The sequence below is a fragment of the Pseudonocardia sp. genome (assembly GCF_050250275.1).
In the GTDB taxonomy this organism is placed as follows: Bacteria; Actinomycetota; Actinomycetes; order Mycobacteriales; family Pseudonocardiaceae; genus Pseudonocardia.
On record NZ_JBFWOY010000004.1, the window covers coordinates 181,636 to 208,566 of the forward strand.

Sequence of the window (26,931 nt, forward strand, 5' to 3'; positions counted from 1 at the left end):
GCCGGGATCCGGGTTGCCCGTCCGGTCGAGGACGGCGGCAACCCGATCGGGCGGGTGATCGTCCGCCACCCCGGGCCACGGCAGCCGGTGCCGCGCGGCTCGGGGCGGCGGTCAGTCGTGCCCTCCTCGGTCGTGGTGCTGCTCGAGCGGGGTGCGCGCCGGCCCCGGTCCGCAGGGGTCGGCGTGCCACTGGCCGAAGGGATCGGGCAGCTCCGCCCAGGCCCCGGGGCCGGCGGCCAGCTCCTCGTCGGTGAGCAGTGCAGCGCGCAGCGCGGCGTCGATCGTCTCCGGGCGTGCGCCGTCGACCAGGACGACGACGTCCTGCGAACGGTCGCCGAACCGGTCGTCCCAGCCGGCGGCGGCGAGCGCGACGCGCTGCGGGTCGGCCGCCTGCCACACGTCCGGGCTGGTGTCGGCGAGCCAGCTTCCTGCGTGCCCGATCTGCAGGCCGCCACCCGCCGAGTCCAGCCACAGCACGTCCGCGGGCCGGGTCGCGAGCCACACCCGCCCGCGGGTGCGGACGACTCCGTCGAGCAGCACGTCGATCGCCTCGTGCAGGCGTTCGGGATTGAACGGCCTGCGCGCGGAGAAGAGGTGCAGCGCGAGGCCGCAGTCCTCGTCGAGCGGGGGCGTGCCGCGCAGCAGCGGGGCGTGGACGTCGTCGACGCGGCCGCGGCGGGCGTCGGCGGGCAGGTCCCGCAGTCCGAGCAGGTCGGGGTCCGCGGTGACGGTGGCGAGGGTGGTCCGGCGGGCGGCCGGGGCGAGCCGGGCGAGGGCGGCGTGGGTGCGGGCGAGCGTCCAGCCCGACGTGGTTCCGTCCAGGACGAGCACGTCGGCGAACTCGGCCTGCCCGGTGACGAGCTGCGCGACGATGCGGTCGTCGTCGGGCAGCCGGGCGACGGCGCGGTCGTCGAGCACGGCGTCCCCGGTCGCGTCGTCGAGCCAGCTCGAGGAGTCGACGGCGGTGACGACGCCGCGCAGGTCGAGGACGTCGGTGACGACGGTGCGCCCGCCGCCGGGGGCCTCGGTGCGGACGTGGGCGAGGGCCCAGCAGACCTGTTCGGGGTCGAGGACGGGGTCGAGGTGCAGGACGACGCGCGTCGCGGTGCCGGCGTGGCGCAGCAGCTCGGGGAGGAGGTCCTCGCGCAGCGTGCAGGAGACGCAGCCGTGGGCGAGCCGCACGTCGGTGGTGCTGTCGGTTCGGGTCGCCGGGGTGTCGGCGGTGCCGAGCGTGGTGGCGCGGACGCGGCGGCGGACGCGGCCGTCGGCGACGTCGCGCAGGTCGTGGCCGACGACGACGGTGCCGGGTGCGGCGAGCAGCAGCGCGGCGACGCGTTCGGTGAGGTCGCGGGGGAGTCCGGCGAGCACGAGCAGCTCGGTGGGCGGGGCCGGGTCGGGCGGCACGGCGTTCCTCCTCGGGGGTGACATGCCGTGTACTGTAGATGAAAATGATTCTCGTTATGAGGAGGATGCATGGCGAAGACCGGACTGCGACCGATCGTGCGGCTGCGCTCCACCGCCGGCACGGGCACGACGTACGTGACCCGCAAGAACCGGCGCAACGACCCCGACCGCATGGTCCTGCGCAAGTACGACCCCAGGGTCCGCGCACACGTGGAGTTCCGCGAGGAGCGCTGATCTCCCTGACCACCGCTGCCGGCCCCGGCGCCGGCAGCGGTGGGTCGCGGCCGCTGCCGGGGCGTTCGCACAGGTCGGACCATGCGGACACCCCGCGTGCGAGGCGGCACGGCGGGGGTGTGTAGAGTTCTCCGGGTCAGCCGGGGTCGGCAGTAGCCACCACCCCGGAAGGCCGTGTCGCCCCTTTAGCTCAGTCGGCAGAGCGTCTCCATGGTAAGGAGAAGGTCTACGGTTCGATTCCGTAAAGGGGCTCGGGCAAGACTCGGTGTCACGTAGCATCGGTCCTGCGAAGCGGTGTAGCTCAGTCGGTAGAGCAAGCGGCTCATAATCGCTGTGTCGCCGGTTCAAGTCCGGCCACCGCTACCACACCGTCGATCACAGAGAAGCGCAAGCAGGAGGCACCCGCGATGGGTAAGGCCACGGACGTTCGGCCGAAGATCACGCTGGCGTGCGAGCAGTGCAAGCACCGGAACTACATCACGAAGAAGAACCGTCGGAACGACCCCGACCGTCTCGCGATGAACAAGTTCTGCCCCAACTGCGGCACGCACCGGGAGCACAAAGAGACCCGCTGAGCGTGCCCGACGAGAGTTGGGTCGGCCGGTCACTGGACCCGTCCGACCCATATCAGGTCAGCCGCGTGAAAATCCGCGAGTTCGCCACCGCCATCGGTGAGGACTCGCGGATTTGTCATGACGTGGGTGCGGCACGCGCCGCCGGTCATCCCGACGTCGTCGCGCCGCCGACCTTCGCCGCGACCATCACCATGCCGCTCATCGAGGCGTTCCTGCGCGACCCCGCGTTCGGCTGGGACTACTCGCGCATGGTCCACGGCGACCAGTCGATCACCCTGCACCGTCCGATCCGGGCCGGCGACGAACTCGTCACCGTCATCCACGTCGACGACCTCTCCACCCGCGCCGGGAGCCACATGCTCACGCTGCGCTGCGAGCTCACCGACGCCGGCGGCGCGACCGTGGCCGCCACCAAGGCCATGCTCGTCACCCAGGCGGCCTCGTGAGCAGCCCGGCGCCCGACCTGTCGGCCGTCGCCGAGGGCGACGAGCTACCGCCACTCACGCTCCGGATCACCCGCGCCGACCTCGTCCGCTATGCGGGTGCCTCCGGCGACTTCAACCCCATCCACTGGAACGACCGCACGGCAGGCGCCGTCGGCCTGCCCGGCGTCATCGCGCACGGGATGCTGACGATGGCCCTCGCCGGCCGCTTCGTCACCGGCTGGGTGGGCGACCCCGCTGCGGTCCGCTCCTACGGCGTCCGGTTCACCCGGCCCGTCGTGGTCCCCGACGACGACGAGGGCGCCACGCTCGAGCTCTCCGGCAAGGTCCGCGCGCTCACCGAGACCGACGGCGTCCGGATCGCCCGGATCGACATCGTCGCGAAGTTCGACGGCCGTACCGTGCTGGGCCGTGCCGCTGCCGAGGTCGCACTTCCGGGCTGATCGCGGCCGCTCGGCTTGCCCCATACGTCGGGCTGGGTCGATGCTGCGAACGTCACACCGGATCTCCGTCCCGGTGGTCCGGCGTCATCGTCGCAGAGGAGCAGAACGATGAAGTTCGCCAAGCTCGTCGACAAGGCGTGGGAGGACAAGACGGCCGCGGAGATCCTCGCCGCACCGCCGTCGGCACTCGAGGGCCTCACCCCGAAGCACGACGAGCAGCTCGCCGCGCTCGGTATCAAGACCATCCAGGACCTGGCCGGCTGGAAGTACGCGAAGCGCGCCGCAGCACTGGCCGCGCTGGCCGACACCGACAAGTAGCTCCACGTCCGTCGGGTGGGCGGCACCGGAGCCGGTACCTGCCCACCCGACGTGGACGTGGCCGCTACCTCGCCTCGGCCAGCAGCTCGCCCATGCGGGTCACGCCGGTGCGCAGGTCGTCGTCGCCCAGGGCGTAGGACAGCCGGAAGAAGCCGGGGGTACCGAACGCCTCACCGGGCACGACCGCGACCTCGGCGTGCTCCAGGATCGCGGCGGCCAGGTCGACACTCGTGTGCGCGACGGTCCCGCGGATCTCCTTGCCGAGCAGCTCACCCACGTCCGGGTAGACGTAGAACGCGCCGCGTGGCGTCGGGCACCGGACGCCCGGGATCGCCGAGAGCAGCTCGACGATGGTGCGGCGCCTGCGGTCGAACGCCGCGCGCATCTCGGCGACCGCGTCGAGCGGGCCGGAGACGGCTTCGAGCGCCGCGCGCTGCGACACGTTGGCGACGTTGGACGACAGGTGCGACTGCAGGTTGCCCGCCGCCTTGATCACGTCGGCCGGGCCGATCATCCAGCCCACCCGCCACCCGGTCATCGCGTAGGTCTTCGCGACGCCGTTGAGCACGATCGTGCGGTCGGCGATCTCCGGGACGACGACGGGCAAGGACGCGGCCTCCGCGCCGTCGTAGACGAGGTGCTCGTAGATCTCGTCGGTGATGACCCAGACGTCGTTGTCCGCGGCCCAGCGGCCGACCGCCGCGGTGAGCTCACGGGAGGCGACCGACCCCGTCGGGTTCGACGGCGAGCACCACAGCAGCGCCTTGGTCCGCGGTGTGCGGGCCGCCTCGAGCTGCTCGACCGACGGCAGGTAGTCCGACCCGGGGCCCGTGACGATCTCGACGGGGACGCCGCCGGCCAGCGCGATCGCCTCGGGGTAGGTCGTCCAGTACGGCGCGGGCAGCACGACCTCGTCGCCTGGGTCGAGGATCGTCGCGAACGCCTGGTAGACGGCCTGCTTGCCGCCGTTGGTCACGAGCACCTGGCTCGCGGTGACGTCGAACCCGCTGTCGCGCCCGGTCTTGACCGCGATCGCCTCGCGCAGCTCCGGCAGCCCGGCGGCCGGGGTGTAGCGGTGGTTCTTCGGGTCGGTGCAGGCGGCCTGCGCCGCCGCGACGATCGCCGGGGGAGTCGGGAAGTCGGGCTCGCCCGCGCCGAAACCGATGACGGGCCGTCCCGCTGCCTTGAGTGCCTTCGCCTTCGCGTCGACGGCCAGCGTCGCCGACTCGGCGATGCCCCCGATCCGGGCGGAGATGCGGTTCCGTGTCGTCGACGCGGTCGAAGCGGTGGCCATGGGGCCATGGTCCTCCACGGTTCGGGGCCTCCCGCCAGCGGGTTTGCGGCGCTGTTCAGGGCCCTCGCGGGGGGTGGGAGGTGTGCGGTGCAGAAGCGCTGCGGGGGGTGCCGTACACTCGTTGAGCCGGGTACGTCGTGCCGGTGTGCGTGTGCGGAGATCGCGCGGGAGATCGTTCCCGAGGATCGCCGGACCTCGTCCGCCGTGGCGACTTTCGCCCGTTCCGAGCCGGTCCACAGCCGCTCGGGGCAGGCTATAGGGGTGTAGCTCAACTGGCAGAGCAGCGGTCTCCAAAACCGCAGGTTGCAGGTTCAAGTCCTGTCACCCCTGCCATCGCGACATGCACGGAGACACCAGTACGAACGGTTGTGACAGGGCCGGGCGGCACGCGCCCGGCGCGGGCGGAGGACAGCGGGCGTGAGCGAGGAGCAGGACCGGTCCGGGCGGGAACGCCCGAGCACCGCGGCCGACCGTCGTGGTCGGCGGGCGGCGGCATCCGGTGCGTCCGCCGCGGGCAAGGGCCGCGCCACCCCGGTCCGTGACAACCGGCCCACCAAGGTGTCGGTCCCGAACCGGCTGGCCCGGTTCCTCCGCGAGGTCGTCGCCGAGCTGCGCAAGGTCATCTGGCCGACGCGCAAGCAGATGGTCACCTACACGATTGTCGTGCTCGTGTTCGTGTCGTTCATGGTCGCGCTGGTGGCCGGGTTCGACTTCGTGTTCGGCCAGGCGGTGGGCGCGGTCTTCGGGCCGTGACGAGCGTGGCCGACCACCCCGGCCGGCGGATCACCCGGACGCCGCCGACCACGCAGACGAAGGAAGCGAGACGTACGTGACCTCCCCAGACGGCAGCCACGGAGCAGCCGACACCGACCTCACCGCCGACGAGATCGGGGCGGACGAGGCGGTGATCGACGTCTCGTCCGGTGACGACGACGTCGAGGCCGAGTCGGCGTCCGTCCAGGAGGTGGACGCCGAGCCGGCGGATGACGCGAGCGACGCCGACGAGTCCGAGGAGTCCGACGCCGGCGACGAGTCCGGGGCCGAGGCCACCGACGACGCCGAGGCCGGAGCGGGCGACGAGAACGACGACAGCGACGCCTCCGGGGCGGTCGACGAGGTCGACGAGGACGCCGACCCGGCCGAGGAGCTGCGCGAGGCGCTGCGTCGCGCCCCCGGCGACTGGTACGTCGTGCACTCCTACGCCGGCTACGAGAACAAGGTGAAGTCGAACCTCGAGACCCGGGTGCAGACCCTGGACGTCGAGGACTTCATCTACCAGGTCGAGGTGCCCACCGAAGAGGTCACCGAGATCAAGAACGGCCAGCGCAAGCAGGTGCAGCGCAAGGTGCTGCCCGGCTACATCCTGGTGCGCATGGAGCTCAACGACCAGTCGTGGGGCGCCGTGCGCAACACCCCGGGCGTCACCGGGTTCGTCGGCGCCACGTCGCGGCCCTCGCCGCTGACGATCGACGACGTGCTCAAGTTCCTGCTGCCCAAGACCGAGCCCGCGAAGAAGGACGCCGCCAAGTCCGGTGGCGCCGCCGCGACGCCCGGCAAGGCGACGGTCGAGGTCGACTTCGAGGTCGGCGAGTCGGTCACCGTCATGGACGGCCCGTTCGCGACGCTGCCCGCGACGATCAACGAGGTCAACGTCGACGCCCAGAAGCTCAAGGTGCTCGTCTCGATCTTCGGTCGCGAGACGCCCGTCGAGCTGGGCTTCAGCCAGGTCTCCAAGATCTGAGGCCGCCCGGCACCCACTGAACTCGCGCCCCGGCAGGCAGGTCCGCGGCGCACCCCGAGCAGGGATCGAAGAGGAAACAGAAATGCCTCCCAAGAAGCGGAAGCTCTCCGCGATCATCAAGTTGCAGATCAAGGCCGGCGGAGCCACGCCGGCGCCGCCGGTCGGCCCCGCGCTGGGTCAGCACGGCGTCAACATCATGGAGTTCTGCAAGGCGTACAACGCCGCGACCGAGTCGCAGCGTGGGGACGTCGTGCCCGTCGAGATCTCGGTGTACGAGGACCGCTCGTTCACCTTCGAGCTCAAGACGCCTCCCGCCGCCAAGCTGCTGCTCAAGGCCGCGGGCGTCGAGAAGGGCTCCGGCGAGCCGCACACGAAGAAGGTCGCCACGGTGACCATGGCGCAGGTCCGCGACATCGCCCAGACGAAGATGCGCGACCTCAACGCTAACGACATCGACGCCGCCGCGAAGATCATCGCCGGCACCGCGCGTTCGATGGGCATCACGGTCAAGGGCTGAGAAGCCACCCCGCAGTTGTGGGAGAGCCTGCGCGGCTCGTACCACGATCTGACCAGGACTGAAGGACAGAGATGAAGCGCAGCAAGAACTACCGCAAGGCCGCAGAGCTGATCGACAGCGACCGGCTCTACACCCCGCTCGAGGCCGCCGGCCTGGCCAAGCAGACCTCCGCCGAGTCCAAGCAGGACGCGACGGTCGAGGTTGCGATGCGCCTGGGCGTCGACCCCCGCAAGGCCGACCAGATGGTCCGCGGGACCGTGAACCTGCCGCACGGTACCGGTAAGACCGCCCGGGTCATCGTCTTCGCCTCCGGCGACAAGGCCGCCGAGGCCGAGGCCGCCGGCGCCGACGTCGTGGGCGCCGAGGACCTGATCGAGCGCATCCAGGGTGGCTGGCTGGAGTTCGACGCGGCCATCGCCGCGCCGGACCAGATGGCCAAGGTCGGTCGTATCGCCCGCATCCTCGGCCCGCGTGGCCTGATGCCCAACCCGAAGACCGGCACCGTCACCCCGGACGTCGCCAAGGCCGTCAACGACATCAAGGGCGGCAAGATCAACTTCCGGGTCGACAAGCAGGCCAACCTGCACCTGGTCATCGGCAAGGCGTCGTTCGACGCCGAGAAGCTGGTGGAGAACTACGGCGCCGCGCTGGACGAGATCCTGCGTGCCAAGCCGTCGGCCGCCAAGGGCCGGTACATCAAGAAGATCACCGTCTCCACCACGTCGGGCCCCGGCATCCAGGTCGACCCGAACCGCACGCGCAACCTGCTCGTCGACGAGGCGCCCAGCGCCTGACGCGCACCGCTCGTCCGACGCCCCCGCCGCTTCCCGCGGCGGGGGCGTCGTCGTGTCCGGGGCGTCGCGGCGGACCGCCGTCGTCGCGCGCAACCTGACGGTCGTGCCGGGCCCGCGCGGGAGCAGTGTGGTTGCGCGCGGGTTCGTTCCCGGGGTCAGGCCCAGTCGGCGAGGATGGCGTCGGCGTCGACGGCCTCGGCGCCGGTCGACCCCGCCTCCCCGGGGGTGCGGGAGAACCGGGGTGCGGCCGCGGCCTGGGCGACGCCGTCGTGCTCGACGATCGTGTCCCGCGCCGTGACGTGCGGGTGCGCGGCCGCCTCGGCGAACGACAGCACCGGGGTCACGCAGGCGTCGGTCGGGGCGAAGACGTCGGCCCACTCGTCGCGGGTCCTTGAGGCGAACGCCCCGGCGATGCGGGCCCGGACCACCGGCCAGCCGTCGCGGTCCAGCTGCTGCGGAAGGTCTTCGCCGGCCAGCCCGAGACCCTCCAGCAGCGCGGCGTAGAACTGTGGCTCGATCGCGCCGACGGCGACGTGACGGCCGTCGGAGCAGGTGTAGGTGTCGTAGAAGGGGGCGTGCCCGTCGAGCAGGTTGGTGGCGGGCGCGTCGGTCCAGAGCTTCTGGGCGAGCAGCGACCACACCATCTGCACGAGGATGCTGGCACCGTCGATCATGGCGGCGTCGACGACCTGGCCTTCGCCGGAGCTCCGGGCCTCCCAGAGCGCGGCGAGCACCCCGACGAGCAGCAGCATCGAGCCGCCGCCGAAGTCGCCGACGAGGTTCAGCGGCGGAACGGGCCGTTCGCCTTCGCGGCCGATGGCGTGCAGCGCCCCCGTCAGGGAGATGTAGTTGATGTCGTGGCCTGCGCGTTCGGCGAGCGGCCCCTCCTGGCCCCAGCCGGTGATGCGGCCGTAGACGAGGCGGGGGTTGCGGCGCAGGCAGTCGTCGGGGCCGACGCCGAGGCGTTCGGTGACGCCGGGTCGGTAGCCCTCGATGAGCAGGTCGGCGTGGTCGACCAGGCGCAGCACGGTCTCGCGGCCGGCCGGGTCCTTGAGATCGGCGACGACGCGGCGGCGGCCACGCTGCACCACGTCGGCGGAGCTGTCGCCGAGCTGCAGTCCACCGGGACGGTCGATGCGGACGACGTCGGCGCCCAGGTCGGCCAGGATCATCGCCGCGTGCGGCCCCGGCCCGATCCCGGCCAGCTCGACGACCTTGAGTCCTGCCAACGGCCCCTTGCCCACACCGACTCCTTCGTCCGCACCGGCGTCTCTGCACCGACCCTAGGTTCTGCGCCGACCCTAGATCAGGGACGGGCGCGCCTCACGCGACGGCGATGGGATCGTGGTCACCGGCGACGACGGCTCCGTCGAGGCCGTACCAGGCCTGGGCGAGGCCGTCGAGGGCCGCGTCCATGCGGTCGCGGCGCAGGGTGAACGGCAGCCGCAGGTTGCGTTCGAACGCGCCGTCGATCCCGAACCGGGGTCCGGCGGCGAGGAGCACGCCGTGGCGGCGGGCGGCCGAGGTCAGCCTGCTCGATGCGGGGGCGCCCAGGTCGAGCCAGAGGCTGAGGCCGCCTCCGGGGCGTGTCGAGGTCCAGGTGGGGAACAGCTCGGCGAGCCGGCCGCGGAGGTGGTCGCGGGCGGCGAGCAGCTCGGTGCGGCGGGCGTCGGCGACGGTCGCGATGTCGTCGATCAGCCGGGCGGCGAGGAGGTGGTCGAGGACGGCGCCGCCGAGGTCGATGGCCGGGCGGACCGATGCCAGTCTGCGGATGGTCGCCGCGGGGCCGCGGAGCCAGCCGACCCGCAGGCCGCCCCAGAAGATCTTCGACGCCGAGCCGACCGTGATGACCAGTGACGACTCCGCGGCGCCGCCGTAGCTCGCGAACGGCGCTGGTTGGGGCACCGAGAGGGGGAGCTCGCTGAGCGTCTCGTCGATGACGAGGGTGGTGCCGGTCCGCCGGGCCAGGGCGACGAGGGCTTCGCGGTCGCCGGGTGGCATGAGGTGACCGGTGGGGTTCTGGAAGTCCGGGATCAGGTAGGCGAGCCGGGGTGCGGCGTCGCGGACCCCGGCGGTGACCTGGTCGAGGTCCCAGCCGTCGGCGGTGAAGGGGACGGGGACGGGCCGGCCGCCGCGGACCCGGATCGCGTCGAGCGCGTTGGGGTACGTCGGGTGCTCGACGAGGACCCGGTCGCCTGGGGTGACCAGTGCGTTGAGGACGAGGGCGATGGCGTTCTGCGCCCCGCTGGTGACGAGGATCTGGTCGGGTGTGGTGGGCAGGCCGCGCTGGGTGTAGCGGCGGGCGATGGCGGTGCGCAGCACGGGCAGACCGGTGATGTCGTAGCCGTGGTTGCTCAGGTGGGCGTCGAGGTCGCCGACGGCGGCCGCGGCGGCGGCGCGCACCGCGTCGAGGGGTGCGGGCAGGGCGGCGAAGGCGAGGTCGTGGACGGTGTCGTCGTGGATCGGGGTGAACGCGCCCAGCGGCGGGGCCTGCTCGCCCGGCCGGGCGTCGGGGAGCCGGGTCCAGCTGCCGGATCCGCGCCGGCTGTGCAGGAACCCGTTCTCGCGCAGCGACTCGTAGGCGGTGGCGACGGTCGTGCGGCTGACCTCGAGTGCGCCCGCCAGTTCGCGTTCGGCGGGGACGCGGGTGCCGAGGGGGAGGCGGCCGTCGAGGACGAGCAGCCGGATCTGGTCGGTGAGCGCCGATGCGAGGGCGCGGCCGTCCGGTGGGCGCCACTCGCCGAGGATGCGGGCGAACGTGTGGGCGCCGATGCGCCGTTCCAGGTCGTCCTGGGGCATGACGGGCCACTCTCCGAGAATTGGCTACACCGGACCAGGCCAATTTTAGCCATACTTGAAGCATGATGACACTATTGGTTCTCGTCCTGGTCCTCTCGGTCCTCGCAGCCGCGGCCACCCGCTACGGCGCCGACAGCCGCGAACGCACCGGCAACGACGCGTTCAAGAGTCCTCCACGGCGGCACACCGTCACCGGCGACCTCGGTGCGCTGGGCGCACGCCTCGCCCGCGCCGCGGTCCGCCCGCAGCGCGACGAGGCCGGCCCGCAGCGCGCTGCCGGTGAGCGTCAGGGGCCCCACTCCCAGTACCCGCGCGCGAAGACCTCCACCGCGTGACCGCCACGGTCGCGACGCTCGGCGGTGTAGTGGTAGCGGCCCGGCTGCCATCCGTCGTGACTCGCGACCGCGGCGAGATGATCCAGCGCCCACCGCTCCCACACCAACGGCACGTCCGGCACCGGGTCCGGGACGTCGCACTCGATGTCGGTGAAGGGATGCATGGAGCCGCGCAATGGCGTCCACATCTGCACGTCGAGCCACACCACGTCCATGATCGCCTCCGCCGCCGAGTATCGGCATCGTCGGCGCGCGCACCGGCCGGGCCACCGGAACGGGTGATGCCGATCCCCGTCAAGCGCTGAGCAGGTCGTCCCGGCCGGCCTCCTCGAGGCTCTGCCGGTACGGCCCGAACAGGCCCTTGGCCAGGGGAAGCACCGTCAGCAGCTTCGCGACGGGGCCCTTCGCCCGCACCTGTCCCTTGGCCAGGGCCACGGGCAGCACGACCTTGCCCAGCCAGAACCGGTTGCCGGTGTCGGCCGTCATGAACAGCTCGACGTTCGGCGTCGGGCCCTGGCCCGCGCCCGTGTACAGCTCGGCACCGGGCATGTCGACGGTGATCACCGCGTCCGGGTCGGTGTAGGTCACCCGCAGCACGACGCCCGACGGCTTCAGCTTGGCCACCAGGTCGGGGTTCTCCATCCCGATGCGGAACACCCCGCCCAGGAAGCGGTAGACCTCGTCCTCGTTCGCGAACGCCGCCACGGCGCGACTCCTCCCGTCGACTGCCGGGCAGTCTGGCCGACGCCGGGTCCGCGCACGACTCCACGTCCGGGCCACGGTTGGCCCGGCAGGGCCGCTACGACGGGTGGTCCAACAACCCCGCCCGGCCCGCCAGCGCCGCCGCCTCGATCCGGTTCGCCGCACCCAGCTTGTGCAGCAGCGACGCGATCATCCGCTTTGCGGTCCGCTCGCTCACCAGCAACGGCCGCGCGATCTCGCTGGTCTCGCACCCGCGGGCGAGCATCGTCCACAGCTCGACGTCGCGTTCGGAGAGTCGCTCCAGCAACCCGTCGGCCGTCCGGTCGGCGGCGACGAGCAGCGCGTCGAGCAGCTCCGCACGCACGACCCGCACCCCCGCCACCAGCGCGAGCAGCGGCGCCACCAGTACCTGCGGATCGGCCGACTTGCCCAGGTAGCCGTCGGCACCCGCGCGCAGCGCCGCGACGGCCAGCTCCAGGTCCTCGGTGCCCGACAAGGCCAGCACCCGCGTCGCCGGGTACGCCGCCTTGACCCGGCGGATCGTCTCCACCCCACCCAGCGGGGGCAGCGCGAGATCGACGATCGCGATGTCCGCGCCGTGTCTCCCGACGAGCGCGACCGCCTCCTCACCCGCCGTCGCCGACCCGGCGACGACGAAGGACGCCCCCGCGCGCGACTCCAGCAGCAACGCCAGGCCCTCGGCGAAGAGGGCGTGGTCGTCGACGATGACGACGACGTGCCGACCGTCCTGCACGGCGTGACCCTACTGTCGGCCCGTGCATCCGCGGCAGGACAGCCCGCACGACCGGGCCACCGACGAGCAGTGGACGACGTCGGTCCTGCGCCTGCTCGTGGTGGCCGCCGTCGGGCTCGCGCTCGTCATCGGGCCGCAGCTGGCGCGCGGGATGCTCACCGCCGCATGGGTTCTCGTCGCCGCGACCGCCGGGTACGCCGTCGCCCAGATCGTCGCCACCTGGCGCGGGCGCCCCCTGCTCCCGCCGTGGCTGGTGACGGTCGTCGACGGGCTGCTCGTCGTCGTCGGCTGCGCGTGGACCGGCGGCGCCGCGAGCATCATGGTCGCGGCCCTGCCGCTGGTGGCGATCGCCGCGGCCGTGCGAGGAGGGGCCGCCGCCGGCCGGGTCGGCGCGCTGCTGCTGGGACTGGCGTACACGGTCGCCGCCGTCGTCGGGTCCGACGCCGACGTCCCCGTCCTCGAACGGGTCCTCGCCGGCGCCTGGTGGACGGGCTTCCTGGTGCTCGTCGTGGTGCTCGTCGGGGTGCTCGTGCGGCTGCTGGAGCGGCAGGCGCGCGCGGCCGAGGCCGAACGCGCCCTGCGGACCCGGCTCGTCGCCACCCAGCGTGCCCGCCTCGACGGTGTCCGCGTCGTCGTCCACGAGTTCCGCACGCCGGTGGCGTCGCTGTCCGCGCTGGCCGCGGACCTCGCTGCCGGCCGCCTCGACGGGGCCGCCCGCGACCGCGCCCTCACGTTGCTCGCCGACCACGCCACCCACCTCGGCGACATGCTCGACGGGCTCGCCGACCTGGCGCTGACCGACGGCAGCCCGCTGGGACGGGTCCGTGACCGCGCGGTGCCGCTGGCCGAGCTGGCCGACGCCGTCCTCGACGCCGCCGGTGTCGACCCCGCGCGGCGGGTCGCGAGCGTCCGGCCTGCCGATGCCGCTGTCCGCGCCGACCCGCAACGCCTGCGGCGGCTGCTCACCAACCTCGTCGAGAACGCCGCCCGCCACGGCGCCGACGCCCCGGTGGAGCTCGTCCTCCGCTACGACGGCGGCCGGCTGAGCGCCGAGGTCCGTGATCGCGGCCCGGGCCTTCCCGTAGGTCAGGAGGGCATCGTCACCGCGAGGGGCGTCGCGCTGGGGGAGCGGCGCGGCACCGCGGGGCTGGGGCTGTGGATCGTCGAGGCACTCGTGGCGTCGATGGACGGCGAGCTGACCCTGCTGCCCCGCGACGGCGGCGGCCTCCTCGCGCGACTGACCCTCCCGCTCCCCCCGGGCTGAGGCGCGCGCAACCTCACGGTCCTCCCGGAGCGCCCGGACGACCGTGAGGTTGCGCGCGAACGATCGGCCGCAACCTCGCCCCGACCTGCGGCACGCAGCGGATCGGGCCAGGGCGTCACGCGGACGGGTGGTGGCACCCGCGGGTCAGCGCAGGCGCGGGCGAACCCGTGCGCGCCGACGGTGATGCGCGTCATGCTTCCCGCCATGCGGACGACGGCAGCGGTGCTGTGGGAGGTCGGGGGGAAATGGGAGGTCGGCGAGGTCGACCTCGATCCGCCGGGCCCGGGTGAGGTTCTCGTCGAGCTGACCGCGAGCGGGCTCTGCCATTCCGACGAGCACCTGGTGACGGGTCAGCTCCCGGTGGGGCTGCCGATCGTCGGCGGGCACGAGGGCGCGGGGCGGATCGCCGCGCTGGGCGAGGGCGTCACCGAGGTCGCGGTCGGCGATCCCGTCGTGCTCGCGTTCCTGCCGTCGTGCGGGCGGTGCACGTGGTGCGTCCGCGGCATCACCAACCTGTGCGACGACGGCGCCGGTGCCACGCTGGGCCCACAGCTCGACGGGACGTACCGCTTCCACGCCGGCGACGACGACATCGGGCAGATGTGCCTGCTCGGGACGTTCGCGACGCACACGGTCGTCCCGGTGAAGTCGGTCGTGCCGATCGACGAGGGCTTCCCGCTGCACCTGGCCGCCCTGGTCGGCTGCGGCGTCACGACGGGCTACGGCTCGGCGACGAGGACGGCCGACCTACGGGCCGGCGACACCGCGGTGGTGATCGGCGCCGGTGGCGTCGGGGCCAACGCGATCCAGGGTGCGCGGATCGCGGGCTGCCGCTACGTCGTCGCCGTGGATCCGGTGGAGTTCAAGCGGGACCGGGCGGCCGTGTTCGGGGCGACCCACACCGCGCCCGACCTGAACGTCGCGTGGGAGCTCGTCTCGGAGCTCACCCGCGGCCGCCTCGCCGACGCCGCGATCATCACGACGGGCGTCGCCGAGGGCGAGATGATCCAGCCGGCGCTCGAGCTCGTCGGCAAGCGTGGTCGCGTGGTCGTGACGGCGCTGGCGCCGCACGAGCAGGAGACGGCGACGATGTCGCTGCTCGACCTGACCGTCTACGAGAAGCAGGTCAAGGGCGCGATGTTCGGCAGCGCCAACAGCCAGCACGACATCCCGCGGTTGCTGGAGCTGTACAACCTCGGGCAGCTCAAGCTCGACGAGCTGGTCACGGCCGAGTACGCGCTGCAGGACGTCAACCGCGGTTACGACGACATGCGCGCGGGCCGCAACATCCGCGGGCTCATCAGGTTCTGAGGGGGAGAGATGCAGCGCAGCATCGAGCACGGCAAGCGCAGCGGTTTCGCGAGCCTCGGCAGGGGCGGCCTCAACCGGGACTCCTTCCCGATGCGGCTGTTCGCCAAGGGCAACGCCCGGCACTGGAATCCGGCCGACATCGACTTCGCCCAGGACGCCCGCGACGTCGCCGCGATGACCGACGACGAGCGCTGGTGGACCTTCGCCCTGGCGGCGCAGTTCATGGCGGGGGAGGAGTCGGTGACGCAGGACCTGCAGCCGTTCGTCGCCGCGATGGCCGCCGAGGGCCGGTTGGCCGACGAGATGTACCTGACGCAGTTCGTGTTCGAGGAGGCCAAGCACACCGACGCGTTCCGGCGCTGGTTCGACGCCGTCGGGATGACCGACGACCTGCACTCCTACATCGAGTTCAACGAGCACTACATGGAGATCTTCACGAAGGAGCTCCCGGCCAGCCTGTACGCGCTGGCCGACGACCCGTCGCCGCGCAACCAGGTGCGGGCGTCGGTGACCTACAACCACATCGTGGAGGGGACGCTCGCGCTCACGGGCTACTTCACCTGGGCGAAGATCTGCACGAGCCGGGGCATCCTGCCCGGCATGCAGCAGGTCATCAGGCACATCGGTGACGACGAGCGGCGTCACATGGCGTGGGGGACGTTCACGTGCCGCCGCCATGTCGCCGCCGACGACGCGATGTACGACGTGGTCGACGAGCGGATGCAGGAGCTGATCGTGCCGTCGATGGGTGTCGTGACGGGGACCTTCGACAAGGTCGAGGCCGACGGTGGGCAGGTGCCCTTCGGCGTCGACATGAACGAGCTCGCCGAGTACGCCATGGACAAGCTGGGGCGCCGCCTCGGGGCCATCGAGGCGGCGCGCGGTGCCGATCTCGCGGTGATCGACGTCGACGCCTCGCCGGAGGCCCTGGAGGAGCGGTTCCATGTCGAGGACTCCCGTGAGCTGGCTGCGGCAGCGGTATGAGCGGCGTGACGCGCTGGCCCGGCTGGACCCGGATACGGACTTCCACGAGATCTACCGGCAGCTGGCGCTCCACGAGTTCCCGTGGGACGTCAACCAGGCGCTGAGCTTCGCCCTGTTCCGGACCTACGCGGTGCCGTCGATCGGGAAGCTGCTGCACGCGACGGAGGAGTTCACCGGGCGTGTCCAGAAGCGCTACGACGACACCGGGCTGCTGCTGGAGGCGGTGCTGGAGCACGGTTTCGACGGCGAGGGCCGCGACGCGATCCGCCGGATCAACCGGATGCACCGTTCCTACGACATCTCCGACGACGACATGCGCTACGTGTTGTCGACGTTCGTGGTGACGCCGATCCGCTGGCTCGACGCGTACGGGTGGCGGCGGCTGACGGAGGCGGAGAAGGCGGCGTCGGCGAACTACTACCGCGAGCTGGGCCGGCACATAGGCATCCCGGACGTGCCGGCGACGTGGCAGGAGTTCGCCGTCCTGCTCGACGCCTACGAGGCCGAGCACTTCGACTACGACCCCGGGGCGCGTTCGGTGGCGGACTCGACGCTCGCGCTGCTGGCGACGTTCCCGCCGAACCAGCTGGCGCCGGGTCCGGTCGTGGACGCGTTCGCCCGGTCGTTGATGGACGAGCCTCTGCGCCGGGCGTTGGCGTACCGGTCGCCGCCGCGGGTGGTGGAGGCGTTGTCGCGCATGGCTTTGCGCCTCCGTGGTCGGTTCGTCCGGTTCATGCCGGTACGGAAGGCGCCCCGCATGTTCCGGGATCTCCCGGGGGTACGCAGCTACCCGGACGGCTTCACCGTCGGGGGACTCGGGACGTGCCCGATGGGGTGTCCGGTGACGCAGGGCGTCGACGAATCCGGCACCCGGCCGCAACACGCCCTCCGTTCGGACCAACTTGGCGACGGGACCACAACTCGTCAGTAACCCACCTCGACCAGCCTCGTTGACGGGTTGTCGGTAGCCGTTTGCGCGCTCCCAGCACTCGCCGCGGCCTATCGCGTTCATGGTCGAATGGAGGCGCGCCGCGTGCCGGGTGTCGAGGTCAAGGTCGACGGGCTGTCGAAGTCCTTCGGGCGCGCGAACATCTGGTCCGACGTGTCACTGACGCTCCCCCCGGGCGAGGTGAGCGTGCTGCTGGGCCCCTCGGGCACCGGCAAGTCGGTGTTCCTGAAGACGCTGATCGGGCTGCTCAAGCCGGAGCAGGGCTCGATCGTCATCCACGACACCGACCTGGTGCGGTGCTCGGAGACGCGGCTGTACGAGCTGCGCAAGCTGTTCGGGGTGCTGTTCCAGGACGGCGCGCTGTTCGGGTCGATGAACCTGTACGACAACATCGCGTTCCCGCTGCGCGAGCACACGAGGTTCTCCGAGGCGAGGATCGCCGACATCGTCGCCGAGAAGATGGCGATGGTGGGCCTCACCGGCGACGAGAAGAAGCTGCCCGGCGAGATCTCCGGCGGCATGCGCAAACGGGCCGGCCTGGCCCGGGCCCTCGTGCTCGACCCGGAGATCATCCTGTTCGACGAGCCCGACTCGGGTCTGGACCCGGTCCGCACCGCCTATCTCAACCAGCTGATCATCGACCTCAACGCGCAGACCGACGCGACGTTCCTGATCGTCACCCACGACATCAACACCGCGCAGACCGTCCCCGACAACATCGGGATGCTCTACCGCAAGCACCTCGCGATGTTCGGGCCGCGGGAGGTCCTGCTCACCAGCGAGGAACCGGTCGTCGCGCAGTTCCTCAACGGGCGCAGGCAGGGCCCGATCGGGATGAGCGAGGAGAAGGACACCGCGCAGGCCGAGCGGGAGCTGGCCGAGGCGGGCGACCTGGCCGGGCTGCCACCGCTCAAGCCGCAGCTGGAGCCCACGGCAGGGTTGCCGCAGCGGCGCGCCGTCGGCAGGCGCCGCGAGCGGGTCGAGTCGATGATGCACACCCTCCCGGTGGCGGCACAGGACGCGATCCGGGCGTCGTACACCGACGAGGCGCCGACGCAGTGGATGCGGGCAGTGGACCAACCCACCACGCAGCTCCCCGTCGTCGAGAACCCTGCCGACGACTCGAACGGGCGGCACCGCTCCTGATGACCGCCCCCACCCTCGTCTCCCGGGCGCTGACCCCGGTCGGGAACCTGTTCGCCCTCGGTGCCTCCGTCGTGCGGATGACGTTCAGGCGGCCGTTCCAGCTGGGCGAGTTCATCGAGCAGACCTGGTTCGTCACCAAGGTCTCGGCGCTGCCGACGGCGCTGTTCACCATCCCGTTCGGCGCGACGATCGCGCTGCTGCTGGCCGACCTGACCCGCCAGTTCGGCGCGCAGAGCCAGACCGGGGCGGGCAACGTGCTCGCGATCGTGCAGCAGGCTGCGCCGATCGTCACGGCGCTGCTGATCTCCGGCGCCGGCGGCAGCGCCGTGTGTGCCGATCTGGGTGCCCGCACCATCCGCGAGGAGATCGCCGCGATGGAGGTGCTGGGCATCTCCCCGATCCAGCGGCTCGTCGTGCCGCGGGTGCTCGCGATGACGGTCACGGCCGTCGTGCTCAACGGGCTCGCGACGGTCGTCGGGGTCGGCGGCGGCTACTTCTTCAACGTCGTCGTCCAGGGCGGGACGCCGGGCGCCTACATCGCGAGCTTCTCCGCGATCGCGCAGGTGTCCGACATCGTGGTGTCGGAGATCAAGGCCGCCCTGTTCGGGTTCACCGCCGGTGTCGTCGCGGCGTACCGCGGACTCAACCCACCGCCGGGTGCGAAGGGCGTCGGCGACGCGGTGAACCAGGCCGTCGTCATCTCGTTCGTGCTGGTGTTCCTGATCAACCTCGTGCTCACGGCCCTGTACCTGCAGATCGTCCCGCCGAAGGGGGTCTGAGCGTGGCGAACCTGGGGGTGCGGGCGCGGCGGGTGCTGCGCGGTCCGCTCGACCAGCTCGAAGAGCTCGGCGACCAGCTGTCGCTGTACGCGCGGGCCATCGCGTGGATCCCGCGCACGCTGCGCCGCTACCGCAAGGAGATCGCCCGGCTGCTGGCCGAGGTGAGCTTCGGGTCGGGGGCGCTGATCGTCATCCTCGGCACGGCGGGCGTGATGGCGGCGCTGTCGCTGTTCGTCGGCTCGCTCGTCGGCCTGCAGGGCTTCCGCGCGCTCGACTCGCTGGGCGTCGAGGCCCTCACCGGCTTCATCACCGCGTACTTCAACACCCGCGACATCGCACCGCTGGTCGCCGCGGCCGCGCTCACCGCGACGCTCGGCGCCGGGTTCACCGCGCAGCTCGGCGCGATGCGCATCTCCGAGGAGGTCGACGCGCTCGAGGTCATGGCGGTGCCGAGCGTGCCGTTCCTGGTCACGACGCGCGTCCTCGCGGGGATCGTCGCCGTCATCCCGATGTACACGATCGGCCTGCTGGCCAGCTTCGCCGCGTCCCGGCTCAACGTCACCGTGGTCAACGGGCTGCCGGGCGGCACCTATGACCACTACTTCGACCTGTTCCTACCGGTCAGCGACGTCCTGTACTCCTACCTGAAGGTCATCGTGTTCGCCACGGTGATCATCCTGATCCACTGCCACTACGGCTACCGCGCCAGGGGCGGGCCCGCCGGCGTCGGCGTCGCGGTGGGCCGGGCGGTGCGGCTGTCGATCGTGTCGACGGCGATCCTCGACTTCTTCCTGACGCTGGTGATCTACGGGACGTCGACGTCGGTGCAGGTGGCCGGATGAGGTCCACCCGCAAGGTGCTGCAGGGCGTCGCGTTCGTCGCGGTGATCGCGCTGATGGTCGGGCTCGCCGTCGCGAAGTACGCGGGGGCGTTCCGGTCGGGTGTGCCGGTGACGCTGCAGGTCGACAAGGCGGGCACCCAGCTGTCGGCGCGCGCCGACGTGAAGGTCCGCGGCATGGTCGTCGGGCAGGTCGACGACATCTCCACCAGCGGCGGCGTCGTCACCGTGAGCATGAGCCTCGACCCCGACAAGATCGGCGCGGTCCCGGCGGGGGTGTCCGCGCGGCTGCTGCCCAAGACGCTGTTCGGCGAGAAGTACGTGTCGCTGGTGCCGCCCGCGGCGTCGACGGGCCGGTCGTTGCAGGCGGGCGACGTCATCCCCGAGGACCGCACCCAGGCCGCGCGCGAGCTCGAACGCGTCCTCGACGGGCTGCTGCCGCTGCTGCGCGACGTCGAGCCGCAGAAGCTGGCGACGACGCTCGGTGCGCTGTCGCAGTCCCTGTCCGGGCGCGGCGAGGAGCTGGGCCGGACGCTGGTGCAGCTGAACACGCTGGTGAAGGGCCTCAACCCGAGCCTGCCCGACCTCACGGCCGACATCACCCAGCTCGCCGACTACGCCGACAACCTGAACGGTGCCGCGCCCGACCTGCTCGCCGCCCTCGACGACCTGACGACGACGAGCCGCACGCTGGTCGACGAGAGCGCGAACCTGCGGGCGTTCGCGTCGTCGGTCACCGCGGCGTCCGACGACCTCACCGGCTTCCTGCGGGCCAACGGCGAGAACATCGTCGCGCTGTCGGCATCGAGCCGGCCGACGCTGGAGTCGCTGGCCCGCTACGCCCCCGAGTTCCCCTGCTTCTTCCAGCAGATGGCCGGGCTGGTCCCGTTCGCCGACAACGCGTTCGGCACGGGCACCGACAAGCCCGGCATCCACATCACGCTGGAGATCACCAACAACAAGGGCAAGTACAGCCCCGGCGAGGAGCCCCGCTACCTCGACGACCGCGGCCCCCGCTGCTACCCGATCACCTACCCGGGCGCGCAGACCCCGCCCGACGGGCCGTTCCGTGACGGTTCGAGGCCGTCGCCGCCGCCGGTGGGCAACCCCGTCGGCACCCCGGAGGCGTTCGGCGTGAACACCTACAGCAGCTACGACGGCAGCCAGTCGTGGAAGGGCGTGCGCACCAACGAGCCCGCGTCCTGGCGATCGGACATGGGCCTCGCGAACTCGCCCGCCGACCGGCAGATGGTCTCCGAGGTCGTGGCCGCGCAACAGGGTGTCTCGCCCGCGCAGGTCCCGGCGTGGAGCAGCATGCTCGTCGGGCCGCTCTACCGCGGCAGCGAGGTGACGCTGACGTGAGCCGCGTCCCCGTCGCCCCACTGGTCAAGTTCCTGGTGTTCGCGCTGGTCACCGCCCTGGCCACCACGGTCCTCGCGCTGACCATCGCCAACTCCCAGGGCGGTGAACGCACCGCCTACAGCGCACGGTTCACCGATGCGTCGGGCCTGCTCGCGGGCGACGACGTGCGGATCGCGGGCGTCGTCGTCGGCACGGTCGACTCGGTGGAGATCGTCGACCGCCGGTTCGCCCAGGTCGACTTCAGCGTCGACTCCGCCCAGAAGCTGCCCGGCTCGGTCCACGCGGCCGTCCTCTACAAGAACCTCATCGGGCAGCGCTTCCTGGCGCTGGCGCAGGGCGACGGCGGCAACCCGGTGCCGCTGCCGCCGGGCGGGGAGATCCCAGTGCAGCGCACGACGCCGCCGCTCGACCTGACCACCCTGTTCAACGGGTTCCAGCCGCTGTTCGCCGCGCTCGACCCCGAGCAGGTCAACACGCTGTCGATGGAGATCGTCGAGGTCCTGCAGGGCCAGGGCGGGACGATCGACAGCCTGCTGTCGAGCACGGCGTCGCTGACCAGCACGATCGCCGACCGCGACCAGGTCGTCGGGCAGGTCGTCGACAACCTCAACGCCGTGCTGCAGACGGTGTCGGACAACGACCAGCAGCTGAACGGCCTCATCGTGTCGCTGCGGGAGCTGGTGTCGGGGCTGGCGGGGGACCGCAAGCCCATCGGCGAGGCCATCGCCTCCCTCGGCGACCTGACGACCACCACGGCGGGGCTGCTCGAGGAGGGACGCCCGGCGCTGAAGCAGGACATCGTGGCGCTGGGCGACCTGTCGGGTCAGCTGAACCAGGGCGAGCCGACGATCGAGCACTTCCTGCAGTTCGCCCCGTACAAGCTCAACAAGCTGGGCCGGGCCGCCAGCTACGGCAGCTGGTTCCAGTTCTACCTGTGCGGGCTCTCCGGGTCGGTCGGCATCGGCGGGCTGGTCCCCGCGCAGGAGCTGCCCGTCTTCCAGGCCGACGCACCGCGCTGCGGGGCCGACCCGGCCGGCTCCGGCGGCGAGAGCCCGCCGCTGCTGCCGGCCCCGTCGAACCTGCCGATCCCGTCGCAGCTGCCGACCCTGCCGGCCCTCCCCGTCCTCGGGGGCGGCTCGTGAAGCTCGCCCAGCGCCCCGTCGCGCTCGCCACCATCGGCATCGTCGTGCTGCTCGTCGCCGGGCTGGTCGCGTTCAACGGCCCGTCGCTGTTCGGCGGGACGACGTACTCCGCCGAGTTCACCGAGGCTGCGGGCCTGCAGCCGGGCGACAAGGTCACCATCGCCGGCGTCGAGACCGGCCGGGTGCGCGCCGTCGAGCTCGACGGCGACCACGTCCTCGTCACCTTCCAGGTCGACGACGCCTGGCTCGGCGACCGCACCACCGCCTCCATCGGCATCCGCACCCTGCTCGGCGCCAAGTACCTCGCGCTCGACCCGCAGGGCGGCAACGACCTCGACCCCGACACCGTGATCCCGCGCTCGCGCACCGCGTCGCCGTTCGACGTCGTCGAGGCCTTCAACGGCCTGTCCGGCACCCTCGACCAGCTCGACACCGACCAGCTCGCGAAGAGCCTCACCACGCTGGCCGACACCTTCCGCGACACCCCGCCCGAGGTCCGCGGCGCCCTCGACGGCCTCACCCGGCTGTCGACGACCATCGCGAGCCGCGACGACCAGCTCCGCAGCCTGCTCGCCGGCACCCGCACCCTGTCGACGACGCTCGCGAACCGCCGCGGCGACATCGAGACGCTGCTCTCCGACGGCAACCTCCTGCTCGGCGAGCTCCAGCAACGCCGCGACGCCATCTCCACGCTGCTCTCGGGCACCCGCGCGCTGTCCGAGCAGCTGCGCGGGCTCGTCGCCGACAACACCGAACAGCTGCGGCCCACCCTCGAGGCGCTCGACCGCGTCGTCGACGTCCTGGCGCGCAACCAGGACAACCTCGCCCAGGTGCTGGAGAAGGAGGCCGTGTTCGTGCGGCTGTTCGCCAACGCCGTCGGCAGCGGCCGCTGGTTCGACAACTACATCTGCGCGCTGCTCCCGACACCGAGCATCGGCCCGCTCAACCCGGGGGGATGCTGACCATGCCGGACTGGGCCAGGGACAAGGCGCGCATGCAGCTCGTCGCGCTCGTGTCGGTCGTCGCCGTGCTGCTCGCCGCGGGCATCTGGCTCGTCACCGGCGCGCCCGGCCGGAAGGTCACCGCGTACTTCACCAACGCCTCCGCCCTGTTCGACGACAACTCCGTCCGGGTCCTGGGGGTCGCCGTCGGCACCATCGACAAGGTCACGCCCGAGGGCACGCAGGTGCGCGTCGACATGACGATCACCGACGACGACGTGAGGCTGCCCGCCGACGTGAAGGCCGTCGTCATCTCGCCGAGCCTGGTCACCGGCCGCTACGTGCAGCTGACGCCGGTGTGGACGTCCGGCCCCGAGATGTCCGACGGCGCCGTCATCCCGCTGGAGCGCACCGCGGTCCCGCTCGGCGTCGACGACCTGAGCCGCACCGCCACCGAGCTGGCCCGCGCCCTCGGCCCCGACGGCGCCAACAAGCAGGGGGCGGTGTCCGACGCGCTCGACGTCGGTGCCGCCAACCTCGCCGGCAACGGCCAGGCGCTCAACGACACGATCCACAACCTCGGCGACCTGTCCACGACGCTCGCCGGCTCCAGCGGCGACCTGTTCGGCACCATCACCGAGCTGCAGAAGTTCACGGAGACGCTGAAGAACAACGACGGCACCGTCCGCGAGTTCGTGGGCCGCCTCGACTCCGTCACGACGATCCTCGCCGACCAGCGCGAGGACCTCGGGGCCGCGCTGCGCGACCTGTCGCAGGCCCTCGGCGAGGTGCAGCAGTTCATCGCCGACAACCGCGAGGCGCTGAAGTCCAACGTCGACAAGCTGACCGAGGTCACCGGCGTCCTCGCCGACGAGCAGCGCGCGCTGGCCGAGATCCTCGACGTCGCGCCCACCGCCGTCGGCAACCTCGCCAACACCTACAACGGCGCCTCCGGGACCCTCGACACCCGCGCGAACATCAACGAGCTCTCGTTCCCGCCCGTGCTGTTCCTGTGCACGATGCTGCGCCGCTCCGGCCCGGTCCCGGCCAACCTGACCGACGCCTGCAACGCCCTCGAACCGGTCCTCTCCGGGGCGGTGCCGCTGCCCAGCGCCGCCGCCGTCATCACCTCGCTGCAGCAGGGGACCGTGCCGCCCTTCCCGGCGATGGCCGTGCCGGTCGAACCGCCGCCGGGCCTGGCGCTCGCCCCGGTCCCTCCCACGACCGCCGCCACCCGTACCCCTCCTCCTGCCACGACCACCACGACCGCGCCCGGGCTCCTCCCCGGCCTGCTCGGAGGTGGCCGGTGAGGGCCCGGCTCGTCGCCCTGCTCGGGGCCACCGCGCTGCTGCTGTCGGGCTGCGGGGTGCTGTCGGACGGGCTGCGCGGGATCGACCTCCCCGGCGGCGCCGACCTCGGGGACGACCCGTACACCGTCACCATCCAGTTCGCCGATGTCGCAGACCTCGTCCCGCAGTCGCTGGTGAAGGTGGCCGACGTGCCCGTCGGCAGCGTGACCGACATCCGCGTCGACCCCACCACCTGGGACGCCCTGGTCACGGTGAAGGTCAACCGCGGCGTCACCCTGCCCGGCAACAGCCGCGCCACCGTCCGCGCCACCAGCCTGCTCGGGGAGAAGTTCGTCGAGCTCGCCCCGCCCACCCAGGGCGCCACCGGCACCCTGCGCGACGGGGCGACCATCCAGCTCGCCGCGACGAGCCGCGCCGCGGAGGTCGAGGAAGTCCTGGGCGCGCTGTCGATGCTGCTCAACGGCGGCGGCATCGGCCAGATCAAGACGATCTCCACCGAGCTCAACAAGGCCCTGTCGGGCAACGAGCCGGAGATCCGGTCGCTGCTGACCGACCTGGACACGCTCGTCGGCACCCTCGACGCCCACAAGTCCGAGATCACCCGTGCGCTCGACTCCCTCAACCGGCTCTCGGCCATTCTCGCCGACCGCCGCGGCCAGCTCACCGACGCCCTGCAGCAGCTCGGCCCCGGCATCGAGGAGCTGTCCGACCAGCGCGAACAGCTCGTCGACATGCTCAAGGCCCTCGACCGGCTCTCCGGTGTCGCCACCGACGTCGTCGACCGCAGCCGCGACGACCTCGTCGCCGACCTCCGCGCCCTCCAGCCCACGCTGGCGAAGCTCGCCGAGTCCGGTCAGGACCTGCCGAACTCGCTGCAGATGCTCGGCACGTTCCCGTTCACCGACGCCGCCGTCCCCGCCTTCGCGGGCGACTACGCCAACCTCTACGTCCGCGCCGACCTCGACCTCAAGAACCTGCTCGACAACCTGTCACGGTCGCGCGAACCCCTCGTCGGACCCGACGCCCCACTGCTCGCCCAGCTCCCGGGAACAGCCGCGCTGCTGGCCCCGCTCCTCGGCGGCGACCCCGACCGCCCCGCGTTCCCGCTGCTCGGCGACGTCCCCACCCCGCTGACGCCGGACACCCCGAACACGTCGCCGCCCCCACCCCCGCCCGCCGACGCCACGACGCCCGGCCCCCCGCCGGGCACCACCACCGCGCCCCCCGGCGACGGCGGGCTGCTCGGCGGCGTCCTCGGGGGTGGCCGGTGATCACCCGCACCGTCAAGCTGCAGCTCATCGCGCTGCTCGCCGTCACCCTGCTCGGCGTCGGGTACGTCGGCGTCCGCTATGCCGGGCTCGGCAACGTCTTCGGCGCCACCACCTACCCCGTCACGATGAAGCTCGCCGACTCCGGCGGCATCTTCTCCGGCGCCGACGTCACCTACCGCGGCGTCAGCGTCGGCCGCGTCGGCGACCTCACCGTCACCCCCGACGGCGTCGACGTCCGCCTCGACATCCGCAGGTCCGCGCCGGAGATCCCGGCCGACCTGCGCGCCGCCGTGCGCAACCTCTCCGCGATCGGCGAGCAGTACGTCGACCTCACCCCGCAGACCGGTGGCGGCGCGATGCTCGGCTCCGGGTCCGTCATCCCCGCCGACCGCACGTCGGTCCCCGTGCCCGTCGACGACCTCGTCGCGAGCCTCGACGACTTCGTCCGCTCCGTGCCGCTCGACTCGCTGCGCACCGTCATCGACGAGCTCGGCACCGCGTTCACCGGCACCGCCCAGCCGCTGCAGCAGCTGCTCGACTCGTCCCACGAGTTCACCGCCGCCGCCGTCGACGCCCTCCCGCAGACCACGGCGCTGCTCGCCGACGGCCGCACCGTTCTCACCACACAGAACGACGTCTCCGGCCAGTTCACCGACTTCAGCCACAACCTCGCGCTGCTCGCCGCCCAGCTCAAGACCTCCGACCCCGACCTGCGCCGGCTCGTCGAGGCCGGCCCCGGCGCGGCGCAACAGGTCTCGGCGCTGCTGTCGGAGAGCGGCAGCGGGCTCGGCACCGTCATCGACAACCTGCTGACGGTCAGCCGCGTCGCCGAACCCCGCCAGGCCGGGCTGCGCCAGCTGCTCGTCACCTACCCCGGCGTCGTCGCCACCGGCTACACCGTCGTCCCCGGCGACGGCACCGCCCACCTCGGCCTCGCGGTCAACCTGTTCGACCCCATCGTCTGCGCCACCGGCTACGAGACGACCCGGCGCCGCCCCGGCAACGACGTGTCCGAGACCCCCGTCAACGACAAGGCCTACTGCGCCGAACCGCCCGGCAGCCCCAGCGACGTCCGCGGCGCGCAGAACGTCCCGCGCGCCTCGACCCCCGAGCCGCCGCCCGGCACCCGCGCCGGCGGTGCCGGCCAGGTCCTTCCGGCCGGCTCCGACCCTGACCCCTGGCGCGTCCCGCTGACCACCCCCGCGCAGATCCTCCAGCCGTGACCGGCCAGGATCGCGTGCACGCAGTCCCCGATGGCCGGCTCCCCGCCGCCGGATGGAG

General features: G+C 72.2%; 30 protein-coding genes and 3 tRNA genes. 26 read left to right on the top strand and 7 right to left on the bottom strand.

The annotated features are described in order from the left end of the window. Positions 1 to 111 precede the first annotated feature (111 nt). Positions 112 to 1,428: a ribosome hibernation factor-recruiting GTPase MRF gene (mrf, locus tag AB7F12_RS06070; RefSeq protein WP_428498803.1), complete on the bottom strand. Its 1,317-nt coding sequence runs from the start codon at positions 1,426 to 1,428 to the stop codon at positions 112 to 114. A 45-nt stretch (positions 1,429 to 1,473) separates the two neighbouring features. Here mrf and rpmG (AB7F12_RS06075) point away from each other — a divergent pair, with 45 nt between their 5' ends. The 7 genes from rpmG (AB7F12_RS06075) to AB7F12_RS06105 all read left to right on the top strand — a co-directional run bounded on the left by rpmG (AB7F12_RS06075) (position 1,474) and on the right by AB7F12_RS06105 (position 3,417). Beyond that, positions 1,474 to 1,638, top strand: a complete 165-nt coding sequence (gene rpmG, locus AB7F12_RS06075) for a 50S ribosomal protein L33 (protein ID WP_428498802.1) — start codon at positions 1,474 to 1,476, stop codon at positions 1,636 to 1,638. 179 nt (positions 1,639 to 1,817) lie between these two features. Beyond that, a tRNA-Thr gene (locus tag AB7F12_RS06080) sits at positions 1,818 to 1,890 on the top strand. A gap of 38 nt (positions 1,891 to 1,928) precedes the next feature. Then, positions 1,929 to 2,004 (top strand) — tRNA-Met (locus AB7F12_RS06085). 41 nt (positions 2,005 to 2,045) lie between these two features. Beyond that, complete coding sequence (gene rpmG, locus AB7F12_RS06090) at positions 2,046 to 2,213, top strand: 50S ribosomal protein L33 (RefSeq protein ID WP_428498801.1); 168 nt, start codon at positions 2,046 to 2,048, stop codon at positions 2,211 to 2,213. Between the two features lie 2 nt (positions 2,214 to 2,215). After that, positions 2,216 to 2,659, top strand: a complete 444-nt coding sequence (locus AB7F12_RS06095; protein WP_428498800.1) for an FAS1-like dehydratase domain-containing protein — start codon at positions 2,216 to 2,218, stop codon at positions 2,657 to 2,659. Continuing rightward, positions 2,656 to 3,099, top strand: a complete 444-nt coding sequence (locus AB7F12_RS06100) for a MaoC/PaaZ C-terminal domain-containing protein (RefSeq protein ID WP_428498799.1) — start codon at positions 2,656 to 2,658, stop codon at positions 3,097 to 3,099. The genes AB7F12_RS06095 and AB7F12_RS06100 overlap by 4 nt, the downstream gene beginning before the upstream one ends. 108 nt (positions 3,100 to 3,207) lie before the next feature. After that, the gene (locus tag AB7F12_RS06105) at positions 3,208 to 3,417 is read left to right on the top strand and encodes a hypothetical protein (protein WP_147102843.1); all 210 of its coding nucleotides are present in this window, start codon (positions 3,208 to 3,210) and stop codon (positions 3,415 to 3,417) included. A gap of 64 nt (positions 3,418 to 3,481) precedes the next feature. Here AB7F12_RS06105 and AB7F12_RS06110 read toward each other — a convergent pair whose 3' ends face one another. Continuing rightward, positions 3,482 to 4,711, bottom strand: a complete 1,230-nt coding sequence (locus AB7F12_RS06110; protein ID WP_428498798.1) for a pyridoxal phosphate-dependent aminotransferase — start codon at positions 4,709 to 4,711, stop codon at positions 3,482 to 3,484. Between the two features lie 257 nt (positions 4,712 to 4,968). Between AB7F12_RS06110 and AB7F12_RS06115 the strand changes: the two genes are divergently transcribed. The 5 genes from AB7F12_RS06115 to rplA all read left to right on the top strand — a co-directional run bounded on the left by AB7F12_RS06115 (position 4,969) and on the right by rplA (position 7,763). Further along, a tRNA-Trp gene (locus AB7F12_RS06115) sits at positions 4,969 to 5,044 on the top strand. 84 nt (positions 5,045 to 5,128) lie between these two features. Further along, positions 5,129 to 5,464 carry a preprotein translocase subunit SecE gene (gene secE / locus AB7F12_RS06120; protein ID WP_428498797.1) on the top strand — a complete coding sequence of 112 codons (336 nt, stop codon included), beginning with the start codon at positions 5,129 to 5,131 and terminating at the stop codon, positions 5,462 to 5,464. A gap of 76 nt (positions 5,465 to 5,540) precedes the next feature. After that, complete coding sequence (gene nusG / locus AB7F12_RS06125) at positions 5,541 to 6,452, top strand: transcription termination/antitermination protein NusG (RefSeq protein ID WP_428498796.1); 912 nt, start codon at positions 5,541 to 5,543, stop codon at positions 6,450 to 6,452. An 82-nt stretch (positions 6,453 to 6,534) separates the two neighbouring features. Further along, positions 6,535 to 6,969, top strand: coding sequence for a 50S ribosomal protein L11 (rplK, locus tag AB7F12_RS06130; protein WP_428498795.1), 435 nt, complete (start codon positions 6,535 to 6,537; stop codon positions 6,967 to 6,969). Positions 6,970 to 7,040: 71 nt separating this feature from the next. Next, positions 7,041 to 7,763, top strand: a complete 723-nt coding sequence (gene rplA, locus AB7F12_RS06135) for a 50S ribosomal protein L1 (RefSeq protein ID WP_428498793.1) — start codon at positions 7,041 to 7,043, stop codon at positions 7,761 to 7,763. 155 nt (positions 7,764 to 7,918) lie between these two features. On the opposite strand, the gene AB7F12_RS06140 is transcribed toward rplA, so the two are convergent. Together AB7F12_RS06140 and AB7F12_RS06145 are read right to left on the bottom strand one after the other, a co-directional pair. After that, the gene (locus AB7F12_RS06140) at positions 7,919 to 9,007 is read right to left on the bottom strand and encodes a CaiB/BaiF CoA transferase family protein (RefSeq protein ID WP_428498792.1); all 1,089 of its coding nucleotides are present in this window, start codon (positions 9,005 to 9,007) and stop codon (positions 7,919 to 7,921) included. A gap of 79 nt (positions 9,008 to 9,086) precedes the next feature. Beyond that, positions 9,087 to 10,562, bottom strand: coding sequence for a PLP-dependent aminotransferase family protein (locus tag AB7F12_RS06145; protein WP_428498791.1), 1,476 nt, complete (start codon positions 10,560 to 10,562; stop codon positions 9,087 to 9,089). Between the two features lie 62 nt (positions 10,563 to 10,624). Here AB7F12_RS06145 and AB7F12_RS06150 point away from each other — a divergent pair, with 62 nt between their 5' ends. Further along, positions 10,625 to 10,897, top strand: a complete 273-nt coding sequence (locus AB7F12_RS06150; protein ID WP_428498790.1) for a hypothetical protein — start codon at positions 10,625 to 10,627, stop codon at positions 10,895 to 10,897. On the opposite strand, the gene AB7F12_RS06155 is transcribed toward AB7F12_RS06150, so the two are convergent. The 3 genes from AB7F12_RS06155 to AB7F12_RS06165 form a co-directional block, all read right to left on the bottom strand. Continuing rightward, positions 10,849 to 11,112 carry a hypothetical protein gene (locus AB7F12_RS06155; protein WP_428498789.1) on the bottom strand — a complete coding sequence of 88 codons (264 nt, stop codon included), beginning with the start codon at positions 11,110 to 11,112 and terminating at the stop codon, positions 10,849 to 10,851. The genes AB7F12_RS06150 and AB7F12_RS06155 overlap by 49 nt on opposite strands. A 79-nt stretch (positions 11,113 to 11,191) precedes the next feature. Further along, positions 11,192 to 11,602 carry a sterol carrier protein gene (locus tag AB7F12_RS06160; RefSeq protein ID WP_428498788.1) on the bottom strand — a complete coding sequence of 137 codons (411 nt, stop codon included), beginning with the start codon at positions 11,600 to 11,602 and terminating at the stop codon, positions 11,192 to 11,194. Positions 11,603 to 11,696: 94 nt separating this feature from the next. Further along, the gene (locus tag AB7F12_RS06165; protein WP_428498787.1) at positions 11,697 to 12,353 is read right to left on the bottom strand and encodes a response regulator; all 657 of its coding nucleotides are present in this window, start codon (positions 12,351 to 12,353) and stop codon (positions 11,697 to 11,699) included. Between the two features lie 22 nt (positions 12,354 to 12,375). Between AB7F12_RS06165 and AB7F12_RS06170 the strand changes: the two genes are divergently transcribed. The 13 genes from AB7F12_RS06170 (at position 12,376) to AB7F12_RS06230 (ending at position 26,873) form a co-directional block, all read left to right on the top strand. Further along, positions 12,376 to 13,617, top strand: a complete 1,242-nt coding sequence (locus AB7F12_RS06170) for a sensor histidine kinase (protein ID WP_428498786.1) — start codon at positions 12,376 to 12,378, stop codon at positions 13,615 to 13,617. A 204-nt stretch (positions 13,618 to 13,821) separates the two neighbouring features. After that, complete coding sequence (locus tag AB7F12_RS06175) at positions 13,822 to 14,928, top strand: NDMA-dependent alcohol dehydrogenase (RefSeq protein ID WP_428498785.1); 1,107 nt, start codon at positions 13,822 to 13,824, stop codon at positions 14,926 to 14,928. Between the two features lie 9 nt (positions 14,929 to 14,937). Further along, positions 14,938 to 15,912 carry a R2-like ligand-binding oxidase gene (locus tag AB7F12_RS06180; protein ID WP_428498784.1) on the top strand — a complete coding sequence of 325 codons (975 nt, stop codon included), beginning with the start codon at positions 14,938 to 14,940 and terminating at the stop codon, positions 15,910 to 15,912. Beyond that, positions 15,872 to 16,843 carry an oxygenase MpaB family protein gene (locus AB7F12_RS06185; protein ID WP_428498783.1) on the top strand — a complete coding sequence of 324 codons (972 nt, stop codon included), beginning with the start codon at positions 15,872 to 15,874 and terminating at the stop codon, positions 16,841 to 16,843. The genes AB7F12_RS06180 and AB7F12_RS06185 overlap by 41 nt, the downstream gene beginning before the upstream one ends. A 102-nt stretch (positions 16,844 to 16,945) precedes the next feature. After that, positions 16,946 to 18,007 (top strand): ABC transporter ATP-binding protein, encoded by a 1,062-nt coding sequence (locus AB7F12_RS06190; protein WP_428498782.1) that lies wholly within the window; start codon positions 16,946 to 16,948, stop codon positions 18,005 to 18,007. Next, on the top strand, positions 18,007 to 18,786 hold the full coding sequence (locus AB7F12_RS06195; protein WP_428498781.1) for an MlaE family ABC transporter permease: 780 nt from the start codon (positions 18,007 to 18,009) through the stop codon (positions 18,784 to 18,786). Before AB7F12_RS06190 ends, AB7F12_RS06195 begins: the two co-directional genes overlap by 1 nt. A 2-nt stretch (positions 18,787 to 18,788) precedes the next feature. Next, the gene (locus tag AB7F12_RS06200; protein ID WP_428498780.1) at positions 18,789 to 19,628 is read left to right on the top strand and encodes an MlaE family ABC transporter permease; all 840 of its coding nucleotides are present in this window, start codon (positions 18,789 to 18,791) and stop codon (positions 19,626 to 19,628) included. Further along, positions 19,625 to 20,986, top strand: coding sequence for an MCE family protein (locus AB7F12_RS06205; protein WP_428498779.1), 1,362 nt, complete (start codon positions 19,625 to 19,627; stop codon positions 20,984 to 20,986). The genes AB7F12_RS06200 and AB7F12_RS06205 overlap by 4 nt, the downstream gene beginning before the upstream one ends. After that, positions 20,983 to 22,128: an MCE family protein gene (locus AB7F12_RS06210; protein ID WP_428498778.1), complete on the top strand. Its 1,146-nt coding sequence runs from the start codon at positions 20,983 to 20,985 to the stop codon at positions 22,126 to 22,128. Before AB7F12_RS06205 ends, AB7F12_RS06210 begins: the two co-directional genes overlap by 4 nt. Continuing rightward, complete coding sequence (locus AB7F12_RS06215) at positions 22,125 to 23,090, top strand: MCE family protein (RefSeq protein WP_428498777.1); 966 nt, start codon at positions 22,125 to 22,127, stop codon at positions 23,088 to 23,090. The genes AB7F12_RS06210 and AB7F12_RS06215 overlap by 4 nt, the downstream gene beginning before the upstream one ends. Then, complete coding sequence (locus tag AB7F12_RS06220) at positions 23,084 to 24,379, top strand: MCE family protein (protein WP_428498776.1); 1,296 nt, start codon at positions 23,084 to 23,086, stop codon at positions 24,377 to 24,379. The genes AB7F12_RS06215 and AB7F12_RS06220 overlap by 7 nt, the downstream gene beginning before the upstream one ends. Next, complete coding sequence (locus AB7F12_RS06225) at positions 24,376 to 25,650, top strand: MCE family protein (RefSeq protein ID WP_428498775.1); 1,275 nt, start codon at positions 24,376 to 24,378, stop codon at positions 25,648 to 25,650. The genes AB7F12_RS06220 and AB7F12_RS06225 overlap by 4 nt, the downstream gene beginning before the upstream one ends. Continuing rightward, positions 25,647 to 26,873, top strand: coding sequence for an MCE family protein (locus tag AB7F12_RS06230; RefSeq protein ID WP_428498774.1), 1,227 nt, complete (start codon positions 25,647 to 25,649; stop codon positions 26,871 to 26,873). Before AB7F12_RS06225 ends, AB7F12_RS06230 begins: the two co-directional genes overlap by 4 nt. Positions 26,874 to 26,931 lie beyond the last annotated feature (58 nt).